Origin of the sequence: Clostridium paridis (genome assembly GCF_016765615.1) — a bacterium.
Taxonomy (GTDB): domain Bacteria; phylum Bacillota; class Clostridia; order Clostridiales; family Clostridiaceae; genus Clostridium_T; species Clostridium_T paridis.
On record NZ_JAESWA010000022.1, the window covers coordinates 891553 to 908970 of the forward strand.

Below are 17418 nucleotides of genomic sequence, written 5' to 3' on the forward strand. Positions count from 1 at the left end.
TTTTTGTTTAAGTGAAAAATAAATATTCTCCACTAAAATATATCTGATTATTATCTATTCTACTTTCTCTACTTAACGGATTTAATATATAAGCACTTCTTCTCTTAGATATCTCTCTGTCTTTATCAAAAGCATGAATTTCTATCTTAATAGTTTGATTTTCAGGGATATTCAATTTTCTTCTTGGTATGATAACTCTATTTTGATCTTTATCTGTAGTAGTATAATATTCGCCATTTACGAAAATATTATATCCGTTTAGGTCTGGTTCTGTATTAGGTTTCCAAGTGACATATATGTTATTGCTATCCATAGTTGCATTTAATCCTTGAACTATTGCTGGCTGTATTAGGTATGCTATATTATCTGGTCCCCAGTTTAAATCATTAGGTGGATTTGCTCCTTTTGCTGTTCCTTTTTCAGTATATTGCCAAATTCTCCACCTAGTCCATCCTCCTACATTCGGTGGGATTGGAGGATTTCCTGGAATCTCCCTATACATTGCAATCCATAATGGCATATCACTTAATGGATATCCCCTTCCTGGTATATAAAAATTGTTGTATATTTCTATAAAGAATGTGCCTGTATATAACATTAGTCTACGATTAGTCTTTTTTTCAAATCTCTTTCTAAACCTATCCACCCAATTTATAAGACCAGCCGTAGAAATTGATTTATCTTGTGGTGCCTCCACGTCAATTACTGGGAATAAGTCTCCATAATCACGGTTTCCAAATCCAAGCTGAAGAGTATTTATAAAATTATCGCATTGACTATCTGCTGTGGTTAAATCATATGATGGAAGTGCATAATGATAGGCTCCTACTGGGATTCCATAATTCCTTGATGATTTTGCAAAATCAACAAATTTTTTATCTACCCTGAAAGTTCCTGTTGATGAACCCGATGCTCTTAAGTATAAAAAATCATAACTTCTAGCTATTACCTGAAAATTCACCCCTTGAGTATACTCATTTATATCTAGTCCGAAAAGACTACGAGGATTCTTATCCTGCATCCTTTGCCTCCAAATAATTTCTTCTATAATAAGATATCCAATTGGTAGTTAAAAAGTTACAGTTAGTTTTTACAATTTAATCTTATAATAAAGCTTATATTATCACCTAAGGATTCTGCCCATATTTCTCCCTCATGCATGTAAACTATATTTTTAGCTATGGCTAAACCTAGGCCGCTACCTGAGGTTGTACTTGTTCTAGCCTCATCCATTCTGTAAAATCTTTCAAATATTTGATTTAGCTTTTCTCTATCTATTCTATCACCTTTATTTTTCACGGATATAAACACTTTATCCTTTATTCTCCAAATAGATACCTTTACATCTGAATTCTTAAAAGAATATTTTATAGCATTGGTTAATAGATTTTCCAAAACCCTTACCATTTTATCTGGATCTAACGAAACCATAATCTTTTCATTAGGATAGGATTGAATAACATTCAATTCATTTTCTTCAAATAAAGGCATCATTTCATCAGTAATCTGCGATAAAAATTCTACTATATTAACGTCTATCGGGTTAAGTTTTATTCCCTCATTTGTTAGTTTTGTAAATTCAAACAAGTCTTCAATTAATATTTTTAATCTCTCTGCCTTTGAAAAAGCAATGTTTAAATACTCGTGCATTTGCTCTTCACTTTCATATTTACCTTCTTTAACTAGGCCTAAGTATCCCATTACTGAAGTTAATGGAGTTCTTAAATCATGCGATACATTTGTAACTAAATCATTTTTAGTTTTTTCAATTGTTCTTTCTTTCTCTATATTGGTATTTATTTTATTAGCCATATAGTTAATATTCTCAGCTAAAATTTTAAGTTCATCATTACCTTTTTCATTAATCCTATGTTTTAAGTCTCCTTCTGCTATAATCTTTAAATCTCTAGATATTTCTTCTATATATTTCATTTTATCATTTGTAATTCTGATAAATGCAAATACGAATACCACTAAAGAGCCTAACAGAGCAAAGAAACTATTATTCACAGTGTAGTGTTTGTAACTTATTCTATTTTCAGCCTTAACATCAAAAATTAAAAATACATTTTCACCTTTAACTTTTGCTGGATATACATAAGCTTTTTCACTTTCATTTGCTCCATTGTTAAGTGTACTCTTAAATATCTCTTGTAAATCCACCTGATCACTTGCAGTATAATTTACCTTATAGTATATCTTCCCGTCAGCATTAACAATTGCTAAACTTGAATTATGTAAATCTTTTTTTGCAAAGAAAGTATCCATCTGCTGCTTATTTTTTATGTCCACATTACTTTTGTTTATTTCATAAACAAAGTTCTGATAATATTCTTCGCCATAATTAAAATAGTATTCGATGTATTCGGATGTTATAGTTCTAGAGAACATCTTATTAAATACTCCGTATGAAAAGAATGCAAGAAGAAAACATATTCCGAATACAACAACCAATTCAAATCTTATGCTTTTCTCCATTCTTTCGTTAAAAAGCCTATAAATTATCTTTATAGGCTTCATAATCTTCATATTTAGTATTCTATTTAACCTTCTATTAATTTTATTTATCAATTTTATAACCTACTCCCCATACTGTCTTTATATATTTAGGGTTTCTTGGATTTTCCTCTAGTTTTTCTCTGATTTTTCTTATATGGACCATTACAGTATTGTCTGATTGTATAAATTGTTCGTTCCATACGCTTTCGTATATATTTTCAATAGAAAATACTTTCCCTTTGTTCTTTGCAAGAAGAGCAAGAATATCAAACTCTATTGGAGTTAACTTTACCTCTTCATCATTTAAAAATATTTGATGACTTTCTAAATTAATAACTAATTCATCAGCTTGTATGACATTGGAATTCTCTTTTACCTTAAAACCTGTTTCATCATTTATAATCGCTTGATTTAATCTTTTAAACCTTCTTAATTGTGATTTTACTCTTGCAATCAGTTCTAATGGATTGAAGGGTTTAGTAACATAATCATCTGCTCCTGTGTTTAATCCAAGAATCTTATCTATGTCTTGTGTTTTCGCAGAAAGCATTATTATTGGAATATTTTTTTCTTCTCTTATTTTAAGGCAAGCTTCTATCCCATCAACCTTAGGCATCATAATATCAAGTATAACTAGGTCAACCTCTTCATCACTTAATATTTTTAGCGCTTCTTCTCCATCGCCAGCCTTTATTGTATCAAAGCCTTCTCCTTTTAAATATATATCCACCAAATCCCTTATTTCTTTTTCATCATCAACTATAAGTACCTTCTCTTTCCTCATCCTTCGAAGTCCCTATCCTTTCCTCTAATAAATTTATCCCATTTATTATAAAATATCCTAACCCTAATGCTGAAATTACATCTAAAATAAGATGTTGTTTAACAAAAACTGTTGATAAAATTATTGATACTACTAAAGTCAGTATCATGTATTTTTGATAACTCTTAAGATTTTTCAATCCTAATAAGAAATAACCAATTACTGCTGTTGTATAAACATGTATACTTGGAAAACAGTTAAACGGATTATCATTCTGATAGGTGTATCTAACTAGTCTAGATAGAAAATCATTTCCCACTATTACAGGTCTTGCTATAGTGGTTTGAAATAATAAATAGATACCATAGCATATTGAAACTCCTATACACAAAGAGTATACAGCTTTATAATAACTTTTTTTATCATTAAACATCAAAAACAAAACTCCGCCTACTAAAAAGACATACCAACTGTAGTAGGGTATTATAAATATTTTTAGGAAAGGTATCTTCATATCAAATATTGTTGTAAGGTTACTAACTTCATTCCAAGGTTTATTAAAAACCCCATATAAAGAACCTATTATTCCATATATTCCAAATAACCAAATGTGTTTAATATTTTCTTTAACCTTATCCATAAATCCCCATCCTTCGTAGCTTTATAATTATATTTTAATATGAATTTCTTTAGAAAACAAAGTATAAATTCTTAATATTTCCTTAATTACATTATGCTTTTATAAGCTTAATTGCGTCCTTATATAAGTAACTTTTCCTTCTTTATTATTAACTTTTACCATAATTATATTAATACTTATAAAAAAATAACAGAGATGCCCAATATTTAAGACACCTCTGTTATAACTTATAGTACTTAATTTCTTGAAACCTTTAATGATTTATCTATAATAATATCTAAAAGCTCATTAAATTCAATATTTATTCCTGCTGCACTCTTAGGTATAAGAGAATTTTTAGTCATTCCTGGTAAAGTATTCACTTCTAATATATATGGAACTCCTTCTTTAACAATCATATCTACTCTAGCATAAACTGAACATTTCAATGCTTTATAAGTTGCTAAAGCCATTTTCTGTACTTCTGAATAAAGTTCTTCTTCTAATTCAACTACAAATTCATCTGCTCCGCCATCTGAATACTTTGATGCATAATCAAAGAATGAAGATTTAGGTTTTATTGCAATGATAGGATATAGTTTTCCATCAATAACTGGACATGTTATTTCATCACCTTTAATGTATTCTTCTATCATTACTTCAGAATCCCACTTAAGTGCTTCTGCTACACAACCTTCAATACTTTCTTTATCATTTACAACAAATGTTGCTACAGAAGATCCTCCAGAATTAGGTTTAACTACAATTGGATATCCTAATTCTTCTATAACATCATAATTTATTTCTTCAATTGATGAAACATTAAACCATCTTGCAGTTCTGATATCACAAGCTTTTAATACTTTTTTAGTCATATCTTTGTCCATACAAACAGAAGAACTCATTATTCCACATCCTGAATAAGGAATTCCTAATGTTTCAAGAACAGCCTGTACAGCTCCATCTTCACCGAATTTACCATGCAGTGCAAGCAATGCAAAATCTATCCCTTTTACTTTTTCAACTAATTCTTCTTTACTATTCAAAAGTATTGGTACTATTTCATATTTATTTTTATCAAGATTTTCTACTACAGAATTACCACTAGCTATAGATATGTCTCTTTCAGAAGAAACACCACCCATAATTACTCCAACTTTCATTAATGAACCCTCCAAATAATAAAATCTTTGTTTATTATAAACCTTTAAAGCTTAATTGGCAATTAACAAGTATGCTAATTAAACTATATTATTTATAAAGAATCCTGGATATTGTGAAATTTCACATAACATACAATGTGAAAAATAAAAAAGCAGAAGCCCTAAGCTTCTACTCTCAAGTAAACTTTCATAAACAACTTAATCTTTATTAATTGTTTTAAAGTAATTGCAATACTTGTTAATAACGCATCCTTCACAATTTGGTTTTCTCGCAGTACAACATCTTCTACCATGAAATATTAGTAAATGGTGTGCATGAGACCACTGATTTTTAGGTATTTCCTTCATGAGTTGTTCTTCAGTTTTTTCTACATTATTTGCCTCTGCCAAGCCAATTCTATTTGATACTCTAAAAACATGAGTATCAACTGCTATAGCTGGCACTCCAAATGCATTTGACAACACCACATTAGCAGTCTTACGTCCTGCCCCTGCTAATGATGTAATTCCTTCCATAGTATTAGGAACTTCACCATTAAATTTGTCTTTTAATTGTCTACACATTAAGTAAATATTTTTTGCTTTATTTCTATATAAACCTATTTGTTTTATTCTATTTTCCAATTCTTCATGGGTTAAAATTAAAAAGCTATCTAAGTCAGGATACTCTTTAAACAAACTTTCTGTAACCTCATTAACTTTCTTATCAGTTGTTTGTGCAGAAAGTATAGTCGCCACTAGAAGTTGAAAAGGTGAGTTATGGTCCAGTTCACACTTTGCATCTGGATATGCTTCTTTTAAAAGTTCTAAAACTTTTCCAGTACTCTTTTTCATAGCTCCTCCTTAATAAAATATTTAAGAATAAAATCCTCTATACTTTTCTGGTAATAGTTTAGCTATATTTTTCATAATATATACCAAAACTCTATCATCGTATTGATGTTTATCCTCATCCGTTTCTTTTAATGGAAGCGTAAATGGTTCTCCAAATTTCACAGTAACTTTTGAATTATTCCATTTTTCTTTTGCCATATCACCATCTTTATTTATAGGTAGTAATATTTCACTACCTTCCATACCTATTGGCACTATCTCTGCCTTAGTTAATCTTGCAATTAATAGAATACCTTTTTTAGCTTCAATCATGGCACCTGTCCTGCTTCTTGTTCCTTCTGGAAATATTAAAATATTATTTCCTGCTCTAACGGTCTTTACAATATTCATAATAGCATCTTTATCTGCTGAATTAGGTTTTATATTAATAGTCTTAACTATCTTTGCTCCTAAGTTAGTTACTGGGTCATTAGATAATTTGACACCTGCAATAAAAAACGGATCATATTTTTCCTTCAGAAGTTTATTTAAAATCAATCCATCTGAATTGCTTAGATGATTGCATATAAATATCTTAGCTCCCTTAGCTTTATCAATATTTTCAAATCCTTCTACATTTAATTGAGCATATCTTTTTATATACCCATTGGCTAATTTTCTTGCTATGATTATGAACCACTTTTCAGGCAGTACATTTATAACTTTTGCTAAAGACTTTGATATCATTTCCTTTTCCCCTCACTAAATAAATGGTTTTAAATTCATAAAAAAACCTATATTATAAATTTTCTACCACAATTATAAATTACTTTTCTCATAAAGTCTATTCAAATAGTCTTTTAAGTATGGTGATTGAAATTTAATATCTTCAAATTCCATTTTATTTTTGTCATAATTTCTTATTAGTGAGTTTCTAATTATAATATTTTTCCCTCTCCATCCACAGGAGGTTATCTTTAACTTATTCTTAAACTCTTCATTATTTATGTAAATTAGTTTTTTGCTATCTTCCTCATTCATAAAATCTAAAGGATAGAATTCCATCAAGCTACTTCTTTTAGCTTTTTCATTATATGGGCAATGTTTTTGACAACTATCACATCCAAAAATTCTTCCTTCCAATTTATCAAACCAAATATCATCAATATCTTTTTTTTGAGTAATATAAGATAAACATATATTAGGATTTTTTCTTTTGCTATTAATTGCTTTAGTTGGGCATTCATTATGACATATATTACATTCCCCACAATTAATAAATTTATTTAAACTTTCAAATGTTAGGTTTGTTGAATTATCTATTTCAAGATCAGTTATTATTTCGCCTAGAAATACATATGAACCATATTTTTCAGTTATAAGCATATTGTTTTTGCCTATAAATCCTATGCCCGCAAGATATGCTATGTATCTTTCAGGTAAAGTGTTAGAATCAACGAAACAATAGGCTTCTCCTCCTAACCCTCTAATAAAACCTGCAACTTTTTCTAAGTACTCTAAAACAACCTTGTGATAGTCATTCCCTCTTGTATAAACAGAAAACCCATTATCTACATATTCACATGCATGAAGATAAGGGAAAGCTATAGAAACTATAGTCTTCCCCTTATTATAGTAATGGTTAGGATTCACTCTTTTATCTATGTCCTTCTCTTCAAACTCATTTTCAAGAGAAAGTTCTTTCCTACTTTCATAAAAACCTCTAAGCTCATCAAAAACTCTACACTCCGTAAATCCAACTAAATCTAGTCCTATTGAATTACAGTACTCTAAAATCTTATCCTTAATGTTCTTTTCCATATAATCAAATCACCATTTCATTAAACATTTTTCTCATTTTTCCTCTGACATCAGTAATTTCAATAATAGTTGCTGAAGTCTTAACAATATTCCTTGCTGGAGCTCCAACTGCTGTAGCATCTTTTGGAACATCTTTTAAAACTACAGAATTTGCGCCTATCTTGGCTCCATCAGAAACTACAATAGGTCCTAGAACCTTTGCACCACTGCCTATTACTACATTACTTCCAATCGTAGGATGCCTTTTCCCTTTTTGCTTACCAGTTCCACCTAATGTTACACCATGATATATTAAAACATTATTGCCAATTTCTGCTGTTTCACCAATAACAACACCCATTCCATGGTCTATCACTAAACCTCTGCCTATTTTAGCTCCAGGGTGAATTTCAATTCCTGTGAGGAATCTAGCAAGCTGCGAAATAAGTCTGGCAAAGAAAAACATTTTTTTTGTATAGAAATAATGTGATATTCTATATGCAATCAGAGCATGTATCCCAGGATAAAGCAAAAGTACTTCAATAAAACTCCTTGCAGCTGGGTCATTTTTCATGACACTATTAACATCATATCTTAGATTTTTAAACAAGCTTATCACATCCTACATTAATTAATCATATAGGCCCATAGAAATATATTTTTCTCCTCCATCTGGAGCTATAACTAATACTTTTTTACCTTGTCCAAGCTTTTTAGCAACTTGAAGTGCTGCATATAATGCTCCACCAGCTGAAATTCCTATTAGAACTCCTTCTTTTGTAGCAAAGTCTTTTGCAGTTTTAAATGCATCTTCTTCAGTTACTTGGATTATTTCATCAATAACACTTGCATCATATATATCTGGAACGAAACCTGCTCCAATACCTTGTATTTTATGTGGTCCTGGATTTCCGCCTGATAATACAGGTGATTTTGCTGGCTCAACAGCTATGACTTTCACATTAGTTTTATAATTATTCTTTAGGTTCTTACCTACTCCAGTTACAGTACCACCAGTACCAACTCCTGCTACAAAAGCGTCTAAGTCTGGAATATCCTTATATATTTCTTCTGCAGTAGTTTCATAGTGTTTTTCTGGATTAGCCAAATTAGTAAATTGTTGTGGCATAAAGTATCCTTCTTGCTCAACCAATTCTGTAGCTTTAGCTATTGCACCTTTCATACCTTTAGCGCCTTCAGTTAATATTAATTCAGCACCATAAGCTTTTAAAAGGTCTCTTCTTTCTTTACTCATTGTTTCAGGCATAGTTATAACAACTCTATAACCTTTTAATTTTCCTATCATAGCAATTGCTATTCCTGTATTACCTGAAGTTGGTTCAACTATTGTTGATCCTGGCTTTAATAAACCTAATTCTTCTGCTTTTTCAATCATTCCAAGTGCTGCTCTATCTTTTACACTTCCACCTGGATTAAACTTTTCAAGTTTAACATAAACTTCTGCTGAATTCTCATCAGTTAAAGTCTTAACCTTTAATACTGGTGTGTTTCCTACTAATTGTAACGCATTTTCATAAATCATACTATATACCTCCATGTATCTTTATATTAATTTTAATTTTTTTACGTATAATAAAAAAAATCCCAATCTCTAATAAATTATAGAGACGAGATAACCCGCGGTTCCACTCTAATTAAGCATATAACGCTTCACCTTAAAATCATTTTAACGGATGAAATCCGGATAACCCTACTAAAGTAATTTTTCAGGATATCAGCTCCAAAGTGCACTTCACAAAGATTTAAGTAAAGGCTTTCCACCGCCGCCTTCTCTCTTTTTAAATAACTAATAGTTAAACTTACTTTAAAGTTTTCCCTCAAATTAGTTATCTTAACTTTCCTCTAAGCTACTCTTCTTTTTCATAACTTTTAATTCCCACTATTTTGATATGGTTTATATACTTAATTATATGCTCTTTATTCCAAAAGTCAACAAGTTTTTTTAATTTTTATTTTTAATTTTTTTTGAATCCTTACCTTTTTCTATTATTCCTTACTAATTTAATAATAATGTATGAAAAAACTTATTATTTTCACACTCTTTTTGATATTTTATATTTAAAGCATTTGAGGAATAACTTGTAAATGATATTATTGTTTAAATAATCATTTGCAAGTTATTCCTCTATATTCATAAGTACCATTTATTTTATATTTTAATTAAACTGCTTTTCTATTTTTCTTTCTCCAAAATGGCAATAATATTTCATCTACTAAGTCGTGCATTAAAACAATTCCTAATAGCTTATTTTCTTCATCTACAACAGGAATAGATAAAAGGTCATATTTGCTTTCCTTTTCTACCAATTCATCTAATGAATCATTATGTGTAACCTTTTCAACTTTATCATTCATTATTTCAGAAAGTTTCACATTATCCTCATTCATAATTAAATCTTTTAATGCAACTGAACCAAGTAATCTTCCTTCACCATCAGTAATATATATGGAATACATTACTTCATCATCCGGCTTAGTTTCTCTAAATATTTCTATTGCTTCCCTTACTGTAATATCTATATTTAAGGCAATAAAGTCTTTATTCATTATACTTCCTGCAGTTTCATCTTCATATGAAAGAAGTTCTTTAACTTCTTCTGCATCACCTTTTTCTAACGAAATAAGTATTTTTTCTCTTGATTCATCATCTAATTCATCCAAGATATCAGCAATTTCATCATTAGGTAAGTTTTCTAAAACTTCTGCTTGCTTAAGCTCAGATAACTCCTTAATTACTGTACCCTTGTATTCTGGTTCCATTTCCTCTAAAGTATCTGCCATTAAATCTTCATCTAGTGTTTCAAATATTTTTCTTCTATATTGAGAATCCAAATCTTCTAATATATCTGCTAAATCTGCTGGATGAAGCTTTGATAACTTTTGATAAGGATCTGTAATCTGAAGTGAATCATTAACTAGCTCTAAGGATTCAACATCGTCCCACATAATAGCCTGTTCGTCTATATCTTTATGCAACAATTTCATTAAAGGCTGTACCATTTTTTCAATGCCTTTTCTTCTATAGATAGCTAAAGTACCTGTTTCAACCGCTACAACTCTATACTCACCAGCAATTTCAACTATTCTAAGGTCATTTACTCTTACTACCTGTTTTCCATTTATATCTACTATGTTTTTATCTAATAGATTTTGGGATAGTAGATAACTATAACTTCTAGGCAGGATTTCTTTGCTACCTCTTGTTTTAATAACAATTTTATTATTGTCACTTAAATAAAAATCTATATTTCTAAATTCAAATTCATACATTACATTTCCTTTTTTCACTCTATATCCTATAATACGTGGGTATCCCTCTTCGGTTGTAACATATGCATCCTTTAAAATTCCAAGCACATCATCAAACTCGTCATATACCTTTTTATTTAAAATTGAGCTATATAGAAATACATTTAACTTTTTCATGCCTACTCCTCCTTATTTAATTTTTACTTTTTAATAAGAAGGAATAGGCATGTTTATACTCCTAGGGTATGAAGACCATTCCTTCTATGTATTCATTTGTTATGACGTCCAATATCGAACTACCTTCCGGTCCTGCCTCCAACTTTTTTCACCCTTTCTTTTCAAAATAATTTTATTCCTAATTCATTATATTATATCTAGGTAAAAAAGCAACAAAAAACTAAGTTTTAAGGCATTTCTGTTGCTATTGATTCTATTGATGTGTTATCATATATTGATTATGAAACTGAAAGAGAAAGGTCGATTTTCTAATGAATTTAGTTAAGGAATTTTTACCCATAAATAAACAGGATTTAATAAAAAGAAATATAGATCAATTAGATTTTATTATTGTTACAGGTGATGCTTATGTAGACCATCCTTCGTTCGGAACTGCCATTATAGGAAGAACTTTAGAAGCTCATGGATATACAGTAGGGATTATAGCTCAACCTAATTGGAATAATGCTGATGATTTTAAAAAACTAGGTAAACCTAAATATGCCTTCCTAGTCAATTCAGGAAATATAGACTCCATGGTTAACCACTATACTACTGCAAAAAGAAGAAGAAGCGATGATTTATATTCTCCTGGTGGAAAATCTGGTCATAGACCTGATAGAGCAGTAATTGTATATTGTAATAGGATTAAAGAGGCCTATAAAGACGTTCCAATCATTATAGGTGGAATAGAGGCTTCATTAAGAAGATTTGCACACTATGATTATTGGGATAACAAAGTAAGAAGAAGTATTTTATTAGATTCAAAGGCTGATCTTTTAATATATGGAATGGGTGAAAAACCAGTAGTACAAATAGCAGATTTATTAAGTTATGGATTAGATATATCTAAGCTAACTAGTGTTAATGGTACTTGTTACTTAACTAAAGATATATCGAATTTAAAAAATTACATATTAGCACCTTCTTTTGAAGAAGTTTCAAAAGATACATTGGCTTATAATGAAAGTTATAGAATTGAGTTTTATGAACAAGATCCGATTAGAGGGAAAACTATTATTCAACCTCATGGTGATAGATTTCTAGTTCAAAACATACCTCAAGCTCCATTAACTCAAGAAGAAATGGATTTTACATATAATCTTCCTTATACCAGAAAGCCCCATCCTATTTATGATTCTGAAGGGGGTATTCCTGCAATAACAGAAGTTAAGTTTTCTATAACTTCCCATAGAGGATGTTATGGCTCTTGTTCATTCTGTGCACTAACCTTCCATCAAGGAAGAATTATACAAAATAGGAGTTCTGATTCTATTGTTGAGGAGGCTAAACTCTTAACTACCTTAGATGACTTTAAGGGGTATATTCATGACATTGGAGGCCCTACAGCTAATTTCAGACACAAGTCATGTAAAAAACAAGAGGAGCATGGAACTTGTAGAGACAAACAATGTATGTTTCCAAAACCATGCAGCAACTTAATAATAGATCATACTGAATATCTAGGTGTTTTAAGAAAAGTACGAAGTTTGCCTGGTATAAAAAAAGTATTTGTTCGTTCAGGTATAAGATATGACTACCTAATTCACGATAAAAACACTGAGTTTTTTAGAGAATTATGCAAGCATCACATAAGTGGTCAGCTTAAAGTTGCTCCAGAGCATGTTGCTCCTAAAGTATTAAAGCAAATGGGAAAACCAGGTCGAGATGTTTATGATAAATTTGTAAAGAAATACTTTGATATAAATAAATCTATAGGGAAAAATCAATTTCTTGTTCCTTATTTAATGAGTTCACACCCAGGATCAGATTTACATTCTGCTATAGAACTTGCTTTATACGTTAAAGAAATGGGATATAATCCAGAGCAAATTCAAGATTTTTATCCAACGCCAGGATCACTTTCCACTACAATTTATTACACAGGAATTCATCCTCTAACTGGAGAAAAAATATATACTCCTAAGACTCAAGAAGAAAAAGATATGCAAAGAGCCTTAATACAGTTTAGAGTTCCTAAAAATTATAACTTAGTAAAAAAAGCTTTAATAAAAGCTGGTAGGGAAGATCTAATAGGTTTTGGCCCTAAATGCCTAATTCCTCCTACACCTCCAAAGATTAAGGCTGGAAGAGAAAATAATAAAACTCATTCGACAAACAATAAAAATTTTAAGAAGAAAAGCCATTAGTTTTAATAGAAAATATAAATAGCTCATCCTATTATGGATGTCTATTTATATTTTTTTCTATCATTATAAAAATACTATTCATTGCCCAGCTTACTGCAACTACCGCAATAATTAATATTACATCAAATATATTTATTATACTAAAGCCAAAAAAATCAGCAGATAACCTAACTGCAAAGGAAATGAAAAACACAATTGCCATTAGCGCAACTAAGGTTCCTTTAAATATATTTAACGGCTTAGAAACATTAAGTAAAATTAATAAACTAATACATCCTGATACTAATATGCTTAAAGTTCTTAATTCCTCAATTGGTCTTCCCTGATAATATGCAATAAGATATACCAAAAGAGTTCCTAAGCTAATACTTATTCCATTTGGTATTGATATAGATAAAACCCTTTTTAAAAAACCCCTATGAACCAAGGCCTTATTAGGAACCAAGGCTAAAAACATTGATGGAAATCCAATGCTAATTGAACCTACTAAACTTAACTGTATAGGATCATATGGAAAAGGCAAGAAAATAAGTGCAAAAATAAGTGAAAGTAGTATTGAATACACAGTCTTTGACAAATATAGTTCTGAAACTCTCTCTAAGTTATTTATCATCTTTCTTCCCTCTTCTACCACCCTTGGTAATGCATTAAAATTTGATTCCAATAAAACTAGCTGAGCTACTGCTTTAGTAGCATCACTTCCTGAGGCCATAGCAATTCCACAATCTGATTCCTTCAGTGCCAAAACATCATTAATTCCATCTCCTGTCATTGCAACTATTCTTCCTCTAGACTGCAAAGCCTTTACTAATTTTTGTTTCTGATAGGGAGTAACTCTACCAAAAATGACATTCTCCTCTATTACTTTAGAAAGTTCTTCTATGTCCTCTGGTAAGTTTCTTGCATCTATATATTTATGTGAGTTTTCAACTCCTACTTTCTTGGAAACTGATGCCACAGTAATAGGATTATCTCCTGAAATTATCTTAATATTTACCCCTTGTTTTCTAAAATATGCAAGGGTTTCATTAGCATCTTTCCTTATAATATCCTCCATCAAAAGTATTGCCATAGGCTCAATATCTTCTGGTAAATTCTCATTTAACTTTTTATTTTTAAAATGCGCTAATATTAGGACTCTTCTTCCATTTTCAGCCTCTTGCTCTACTATACTTCTAACTTCTCTATTGTCCTCACTCACTATCATTTCAGGTGCTCCCAAGACAAAACTTCCTATTTCTTCAATTTCAATTCCGCTCCACTTTTTTGTGGAATCAAAGGGCTCCATATGTTTAACTATGTACTTGCTAAATATAGGTATCTCCTTTCTTAAAGCTTCAAAAGTTGAATTACCTCCCGGGAAGCTTTTAATAAAGGTTCCTAAAATTTCTTTTATATCTTTGATATCATTCTCCTTCCAGGGAATTATATCTATTATCTTAAGCTTTCCCTCTGTTATGGTTCCTGTTTTATCTATACACATAGTATCTACTCTAGCTAACACTTCAGTTGCAGGAAGTTCTTGCACTAAGGTTTTATATTTTGAAAGTCTGATTACTCCTACTAGAAAAGTAGCACTTGTTAATAGAACTAATCCTTCTGGAACCATTCCCACTATACCTGCCACTGCACTTATAAATGCCTCTTGCCAGGTGGATTTTGTAAATAATATCTGGGTAACAATTAAGAGTACTCCTATTGGTACTATAAGCCACATAATATACTTTAATATTTTATTAATAGCTCCTTGCATCTCAGAATTAATAACTTTAAATTTTTTAGCTTCTCTCGATAACTTAGCTGCATAGGTATCCTCGCCTACCTTTATTACTTTCCCATATCCATAACCTGAAACAATAAAACTTCCTGATAAAAGGTTGTCTCCTTTCTTTTTCCCAATATAATCTGATTCACCAGTAAGCATTGATTCATCAACTTCTACATCTCCCATTGGTAATAAAACTGAATCCGTAACTAATTGAATACCTGGTTCTAAAATAATAACATCATCAAGGACTACTTCTTCTGAATTAATCATTACATCTATACCACCTCTAACAACCTTAACCTTAGATTTACTTAATAAAGAAAGTTCTTCAATTGTTTTTTTTGCTCTAGTTTCTTGGAAAATCCCTATAATAGAATTTGTTATTATTACAAAGGCAAATAATGCATTTTTGGGAGATCCAGCAACAATTACTATTGCTGCTAATACTAAATTTATCGCACTAAATCTTGTAAATACATTTGCTCTAATTATCTGAAACCATGTTCTTGAAGGAGGACTTACAACAACATTAACTAATCCTGCTTTTATTCTTTGTTCCACTTCTGTTTTTGTTAACCCTAATTTATTATCTGTTCCTTCCATCACATTTCACCCTCTTTAGTTTTTTCCGATAGAAACTTAATAAAAAATGAAGAGTATATACTCACTATATATACTCTCCATTATCGAAAATATTTAACAATGTTAATTAAAGGTTTTTCCTTAAAAGCGTACTTGTTGCTTTTACTTGCCCTTTAAACAAACTTAAAGAATAATTTAATAATAAAATCACTAATAATTCGCTGAAAATAGGATATGCAAAAAATCGTATATTAGATAAATATAAAATATTTTCTAGTATTACTCCTATTGTTACACTTAATAGTAAAATTAATGGAACTCTTACAGCATACTTATAGTCTAAAAAAATAATTATACTTGAAGACAATATAAGTATTATGAGCATATAAGTGATTCTATATATGAAATCTGTAGTTAAAACCACCATGAATCCATAATCATTATCTACCTTCACATATGCTTTTGCTAGATACATATAGACTATATATGAAATCGTAAATAGAAATAATAAAACATATGCAAAGTTAAACTCTAATTTTTCTTTTCTAAGTAACACATACAAAATCAATATAGAAAAGAGGATTGTTGCTAGATTATCTAAGTAAATCAATGGTTTAAAATAAATTATAAACTGCTGATTATTCCCTAATGCAATATAAAATTGCGAAATAAAAGATAGCAATGCAAAAATACATGAAATCAGCATATATACCTTTAGCTTTCTTGGACACGAAGTTCTAACTTTTATAAGAATTCTCAGCAAAAAAATAATTATAAATAGCAATATTAAGTACTGGAAAAATTCTTCTGGCATACCTACTCCTAATGTTTATTACTACTACTTATAATTATTATGTTTATCATTATTTTATTCCTAAAACTTCAATTCCATTTTTTATACACTGAATATTAAGTGGAAAATCTGGACCTCTTTCGCCATCAATATCTGTTACTATATCTTCAGGTGATTCAATTATAAGATTATCAGTCTTAAAATAAAGAACATTTGGGCTATCTAGATGTTCCCCTCTCAATACTTTTATGAATAGAGGAATTAAATCTATAATTGTTATAGCCTTGAACATTATTACATCTAAATATCCGTCCATCACATCTGCACTAGTTGCAAGGTTAAAACTTCCAGCCGTTTGTCCATTAAATACCAATAACAGATACATATATCCATCATATTCAACTTCTTTCGACTTTATGTTAACCTTTAGTTTTCTGAAATTAGGGAGTTGCTCTAATCCCTTAAGATAATATGCAAGCTTACCTATTGTATTTTTAAGATTTAAATCAGTTTTTTGAGATACATCTGTAAATAACCCTGTGCTTGCAACATTTACAAAATATTTATTATTTATCTTTCCTATATCAACGCCCTTTGGTTTTGAAGATAATATTTGTCTTACACAAGTAGCTATATCCTGTGGTAATCCCAAAAATCTTGCAAAATCATTAGCTGTTCCTACTGGGAGAATTCCCAAAGGAATATTGATATTCCTTTCTTTCATGGCATTTACCAATGAATCTACTGTTCCATCACCACCAGCTACTAAAATATAGTAGAAAGATTCATCAATATCATTTAATGCTTCATCTATAGTAATCCCTTTTTCAATTCTAAAAGGTACAACTTGGTAACCAAACTCTTGATGTATTGAAATAACTTTATCTAATTCTGAAAGAATTAAATTTTCTCCTGAAAAGGGATTGTAAATAAATTTTACCTTTTTCATGAAAATATCCTCCTCTTAATTTATACGAGAAAC

General features: G+C 30.1%; 15 protein-coding genes and 1 other annotated feature. Of the genes, 1 reads left to right on the forward strand and 14 read right to left on the reverse strand.

What is annotated here, in order from left to right:
- Positions 1–7 precede the first annotated feature (7 nt).
- The 11 genes from JK634_RS12130 to JK634_RS12180 all read right to left on the reverse strand — a co-directional run bounded on the left by JK634_RS12130 (position 8) and on the right by JK634_RS12180 (position 11104).
- Positions 8–1021: a glycoside hydrolase family 25 protein gene (locus JK634_RS12130; protein ID WP_202767901.1), complete on the reverse strand. Its 1014-nt coding sequence runs from the start codon at positions 1019–1021 to the stop codon at positions 8–10.
- Positions 1022–1083: 62 nt separating this feature from the next.
- The gene (locus JK634_RS12135) at positions 1084–2529 is read right to left on the reverse strand and encodes a sensor histidine kinase (protein ID WP_202767902.1); all 1446 of its coding nucleotides are present in this window, start codon (positions 2527–2529) and stop codon (positions 1084–1086) included.
- A gap of 31 nt (positions 2530–2560) precedes the next feature.
- Positions 2561–3283 carry a response regulator transcription factor gene (locus JK634_RS12140; protein WP_202767903.1) on the reverse strand — a complete coding sequence of 241 codons (723 nt, stop codon included), beginning with the start codon at positions 3281–3283 and terminating at the stop codon, positions 2561–2563.
- A complete protein-coding gene (locus JK634_RS12145) occupies positions 3255–3902 on the reverse strand; it encodes a phosphatase PAP2 family protein (RefSeq protein WP_202767904.1) in 648 nt (215 codons plus the stop codon). The genes JK634_RS12140 and JK634_RS12145 overlap by 29 nt, the downstream gene beginning before the upstream one ends.
- Before the next feature lie 236 nt (positions 3903–4138).
- A complete protein-coding gene (locus JK634_RS12150) occupies positions 4139–5044 on the reverse strand; it encodes a D-alanine--D-alanine ligase (protein ID WP_202767905.1) in 906 nt (301 codons plus the stop codon).
- A gap of 198 nt (positions 5045–5242) precedes the next feature.
- Positions 5243–5878: an endonuclease III gene (nth, locus tag JK634_RS12155; protein WP_202767906.1), complete on the reverse strand. Its 636-nt coding sequence runs from the start codon at positions 5876–5878 to the stop codon at positions 5243–5245.
- A 21-nt stretch (positions 5879–5899) separates the two neighbouring features.
- Entirely contained in the window at positions 5900–6604 is a 705-nt protein-coding gene (locus JK634_RS12160; protein ID WP_202767907.1) for a lysophospholipid acyltransferase family protein, read from the reverse strand.
- 72 nt (positions 6605–6676) lie between these two features.
- Positions 6677–7678: a tRNA epoxyqueuosine(34) reductase QueG gene (gene queG, locus JK634_RS12165; RefSeq protein WP_202767908.1), complete on the reverse strand. Its 1002-nt coding sequence runs from the start codon at positions 7676–7678 to the stop codon at positions 6677–6679.
- A 4-nt stretch (positions 7679–7682) separates the two neighbouring features.
- A complete protein-coding gene (gene epsC, locus JK634_RS12170; protein ID WP_202767909.1) occupies positions 7683–8267 on the reverse strand; it encodes a serine O-acetyltransferase EpsC in 585 nt (194 codons plus the stop codon).
- Between the two features lie 21 nt (positions 8268–8288).
- Positions 8289–9200 carry a cysteine synthase A gene (gene cysK / locus JK634_RS12175; RefSeq protein WP_202767910.1) on the reverse strand — a complete coding sequence of 304 codons (912 nt, stop codon included), beginning with the start codon at positions 9198–9200 and terminating at the stop codon, positions 8289–8291.
- A gap of 78 nt (positions 9201–9278) precedes the next feature.
- Positions 9279–9551: a binding site (T-box leader), on the reverse strand.
- Between the two features lie 287 nt (positions 9552–9838).
- Positions 9839–11104: a magnesium transporter gene (locus JK634_RS12180; RefSeq protein ID WP_202767911.1), complete on the reverse strand. Its 1266-nt coding sequence runs from the start codon at positions 11102–11104 to the stop codon at positions 9839–9841.
- Positions 11105–11415: 311 nt separating this feature from the next.
- On the opposite strand from JK634_RS12180, the gene JK634_RS12185 reads away from it, so the two are divergent.
- Positions 11416–13293 (forward strand): YgiQ family radical SAM protein, encoded by a 1878-nt coding sequence (locus JK634_RS12185; protein ID WP_202767912.1) that lies wholly within the window; start codon positions 11416–11418, stop codon positions 13291–13293.
- A gap of 31 nt (positions 13294–13324) precedes the next feature.
- Here JK634_RS12185 and JK634_RS12190 read toward each other — a convergent pair whose 3' ends face one another.
- The 3 genes from JK634_RS12190 to JK634_RS12200 form a co-directional block, all read right to left on the reverse strand.
- Positions 13325–15664 carry an HAD-IC family P-type ATPase gene (locus tag JK634_RS12190; protein ID WP_202768129.1) on the reverse strand — a complete coding sequence of 780 codons (2340 nt, stop codon included), beginning with the start codon at positions 15662–15664 and terminating at the stop codon, positions 13325–13327.
- 106 nt (positions 15665–15770) lie between these two features.
- Positions 15771–16457 carry a hypothetical protein gene (locus tag JK634_RS12195; RefSeq protein ID WP_202767913.1) on the reverse strand — a complete coding sequence of 229 codons (687 nt, stop codon included), beginning with the start codon at positions 16455–16457 and terminating at the stop codon, positions 15771–15773.
- Positions 16458–16506: 49 nt separating this feature from the next.
- Positions 16507–17385 (reverse strand): YegS/Rv2252/BmrU family lipid kinase, encoded by an 879-nt coding sequence (locus tag JK634_RS12200; protein WP_202767914.1) that lies wholly within the window; start codon positions 17383–17385, stop codon positions 16507–16509.
- Positions 17386–17418: the final 33 nt, after the last annotated feature.

Excerpts from the sequence above, each read along its gene's own strand:
- JK634_RS12160 (WP_202767907.1), bottom strand. The coding sequence starts at position 6,604 with ATGATATCAAAGTCTTTAGCAAAAGTTATAAATGTACTGCCTGAAAAG.
- nth (WP_202767906.1), bottom strand. The coding sequence starts at position 5,878 with ATGAAAAAGAGTACTGGAAAAGTTTTAGAACTTTTAAAAGAAGCATAT.
- JK634_RS12185 (WP_202767912.1), top strand. The coding sequence starts at position 11,416 with ATGAATTTAGTTAAGGAATTTTTACCCATAAATAAACAGGATTTAATA.
- JK634_RS12195 (WP_202767913.1), bottom strand. The coding sequence starts at position 16,457 with ATGCCAGAAGAATTTTTCCAGTACTTAATATTGCTATTTATAATTATT.
- queG (WP_202767908.1), bottom strand. The coding sequence starts at position 7,678 with ATGGAAAAGAACATTAAGGATAAGATTTTAGAGTACTGTAATTCAATA.
- JK634_RS12140 (WP_202767903.1), bottom strand. The coding sequence starts at position 3,283 with ATGAGGAAAGAGAAGGTACTTATAGTTGATGATGAAAAAGAAATAAGG.
- JK634_RS12200 (WP_202767914.1), bottom strand. The coding sequence starts at position 17,385 with ATGAAAAAGGTAAAATTTATTTACAATCCCTTTTCAGGAGAAAATTTA.
- JK634_RS12135 (WP_202767902.1), bottom strand. The coding sequence starts at position 2,529 with ATGAAGATTATGAAGCCTATAAAGATAATTTATAGGCTTTTTAACGAA.
- cysK (WP_202767910.1), bottom strand. The coding sequence starts at position 9,200 with ATGATTTATGAAAATGCGTTACAATTAGTAGGAAACACACCAGTATTA.
- JK634_RS12190 (WP_202768129.1), bottom strand. The coding sequence starts at position 15,664 with ATGGAAGGAACAGATAATAAATTAGGGTTAACAAAAACAGAAGTGGAA.
- JK634_RS12145 (WP_202767904.1), bottom strand. The coding sequence starts at position 3,902 with ATGGATAAGGTTAAAGAAAATATTAAACACATTTGGTTATTTGGAATA.
- JK634_RS12180 (WP_202767911.1), bottom strand. The coding sequence starts at position 11,104 with ATGAAAAAGTTAAATGTATTTCTATATAGCTCAATTTTAAATAAAAAG.
- JK634_RS12150 (WP_202767905.1), bottom strand. The coding sequence starts at position 5,044 with ATGAAAGTTGGAGTAATTATGGGTGGTGTTTCTTCTGAAAGAGACATA.
- JK634_RS12130 (WP_202767901.1), bottom strand. The coding sequence starts at position 1,021 with ATGCAGGATAAGAATCCTCGTAGTCTTTTCGGACTAGATATAAATGAG.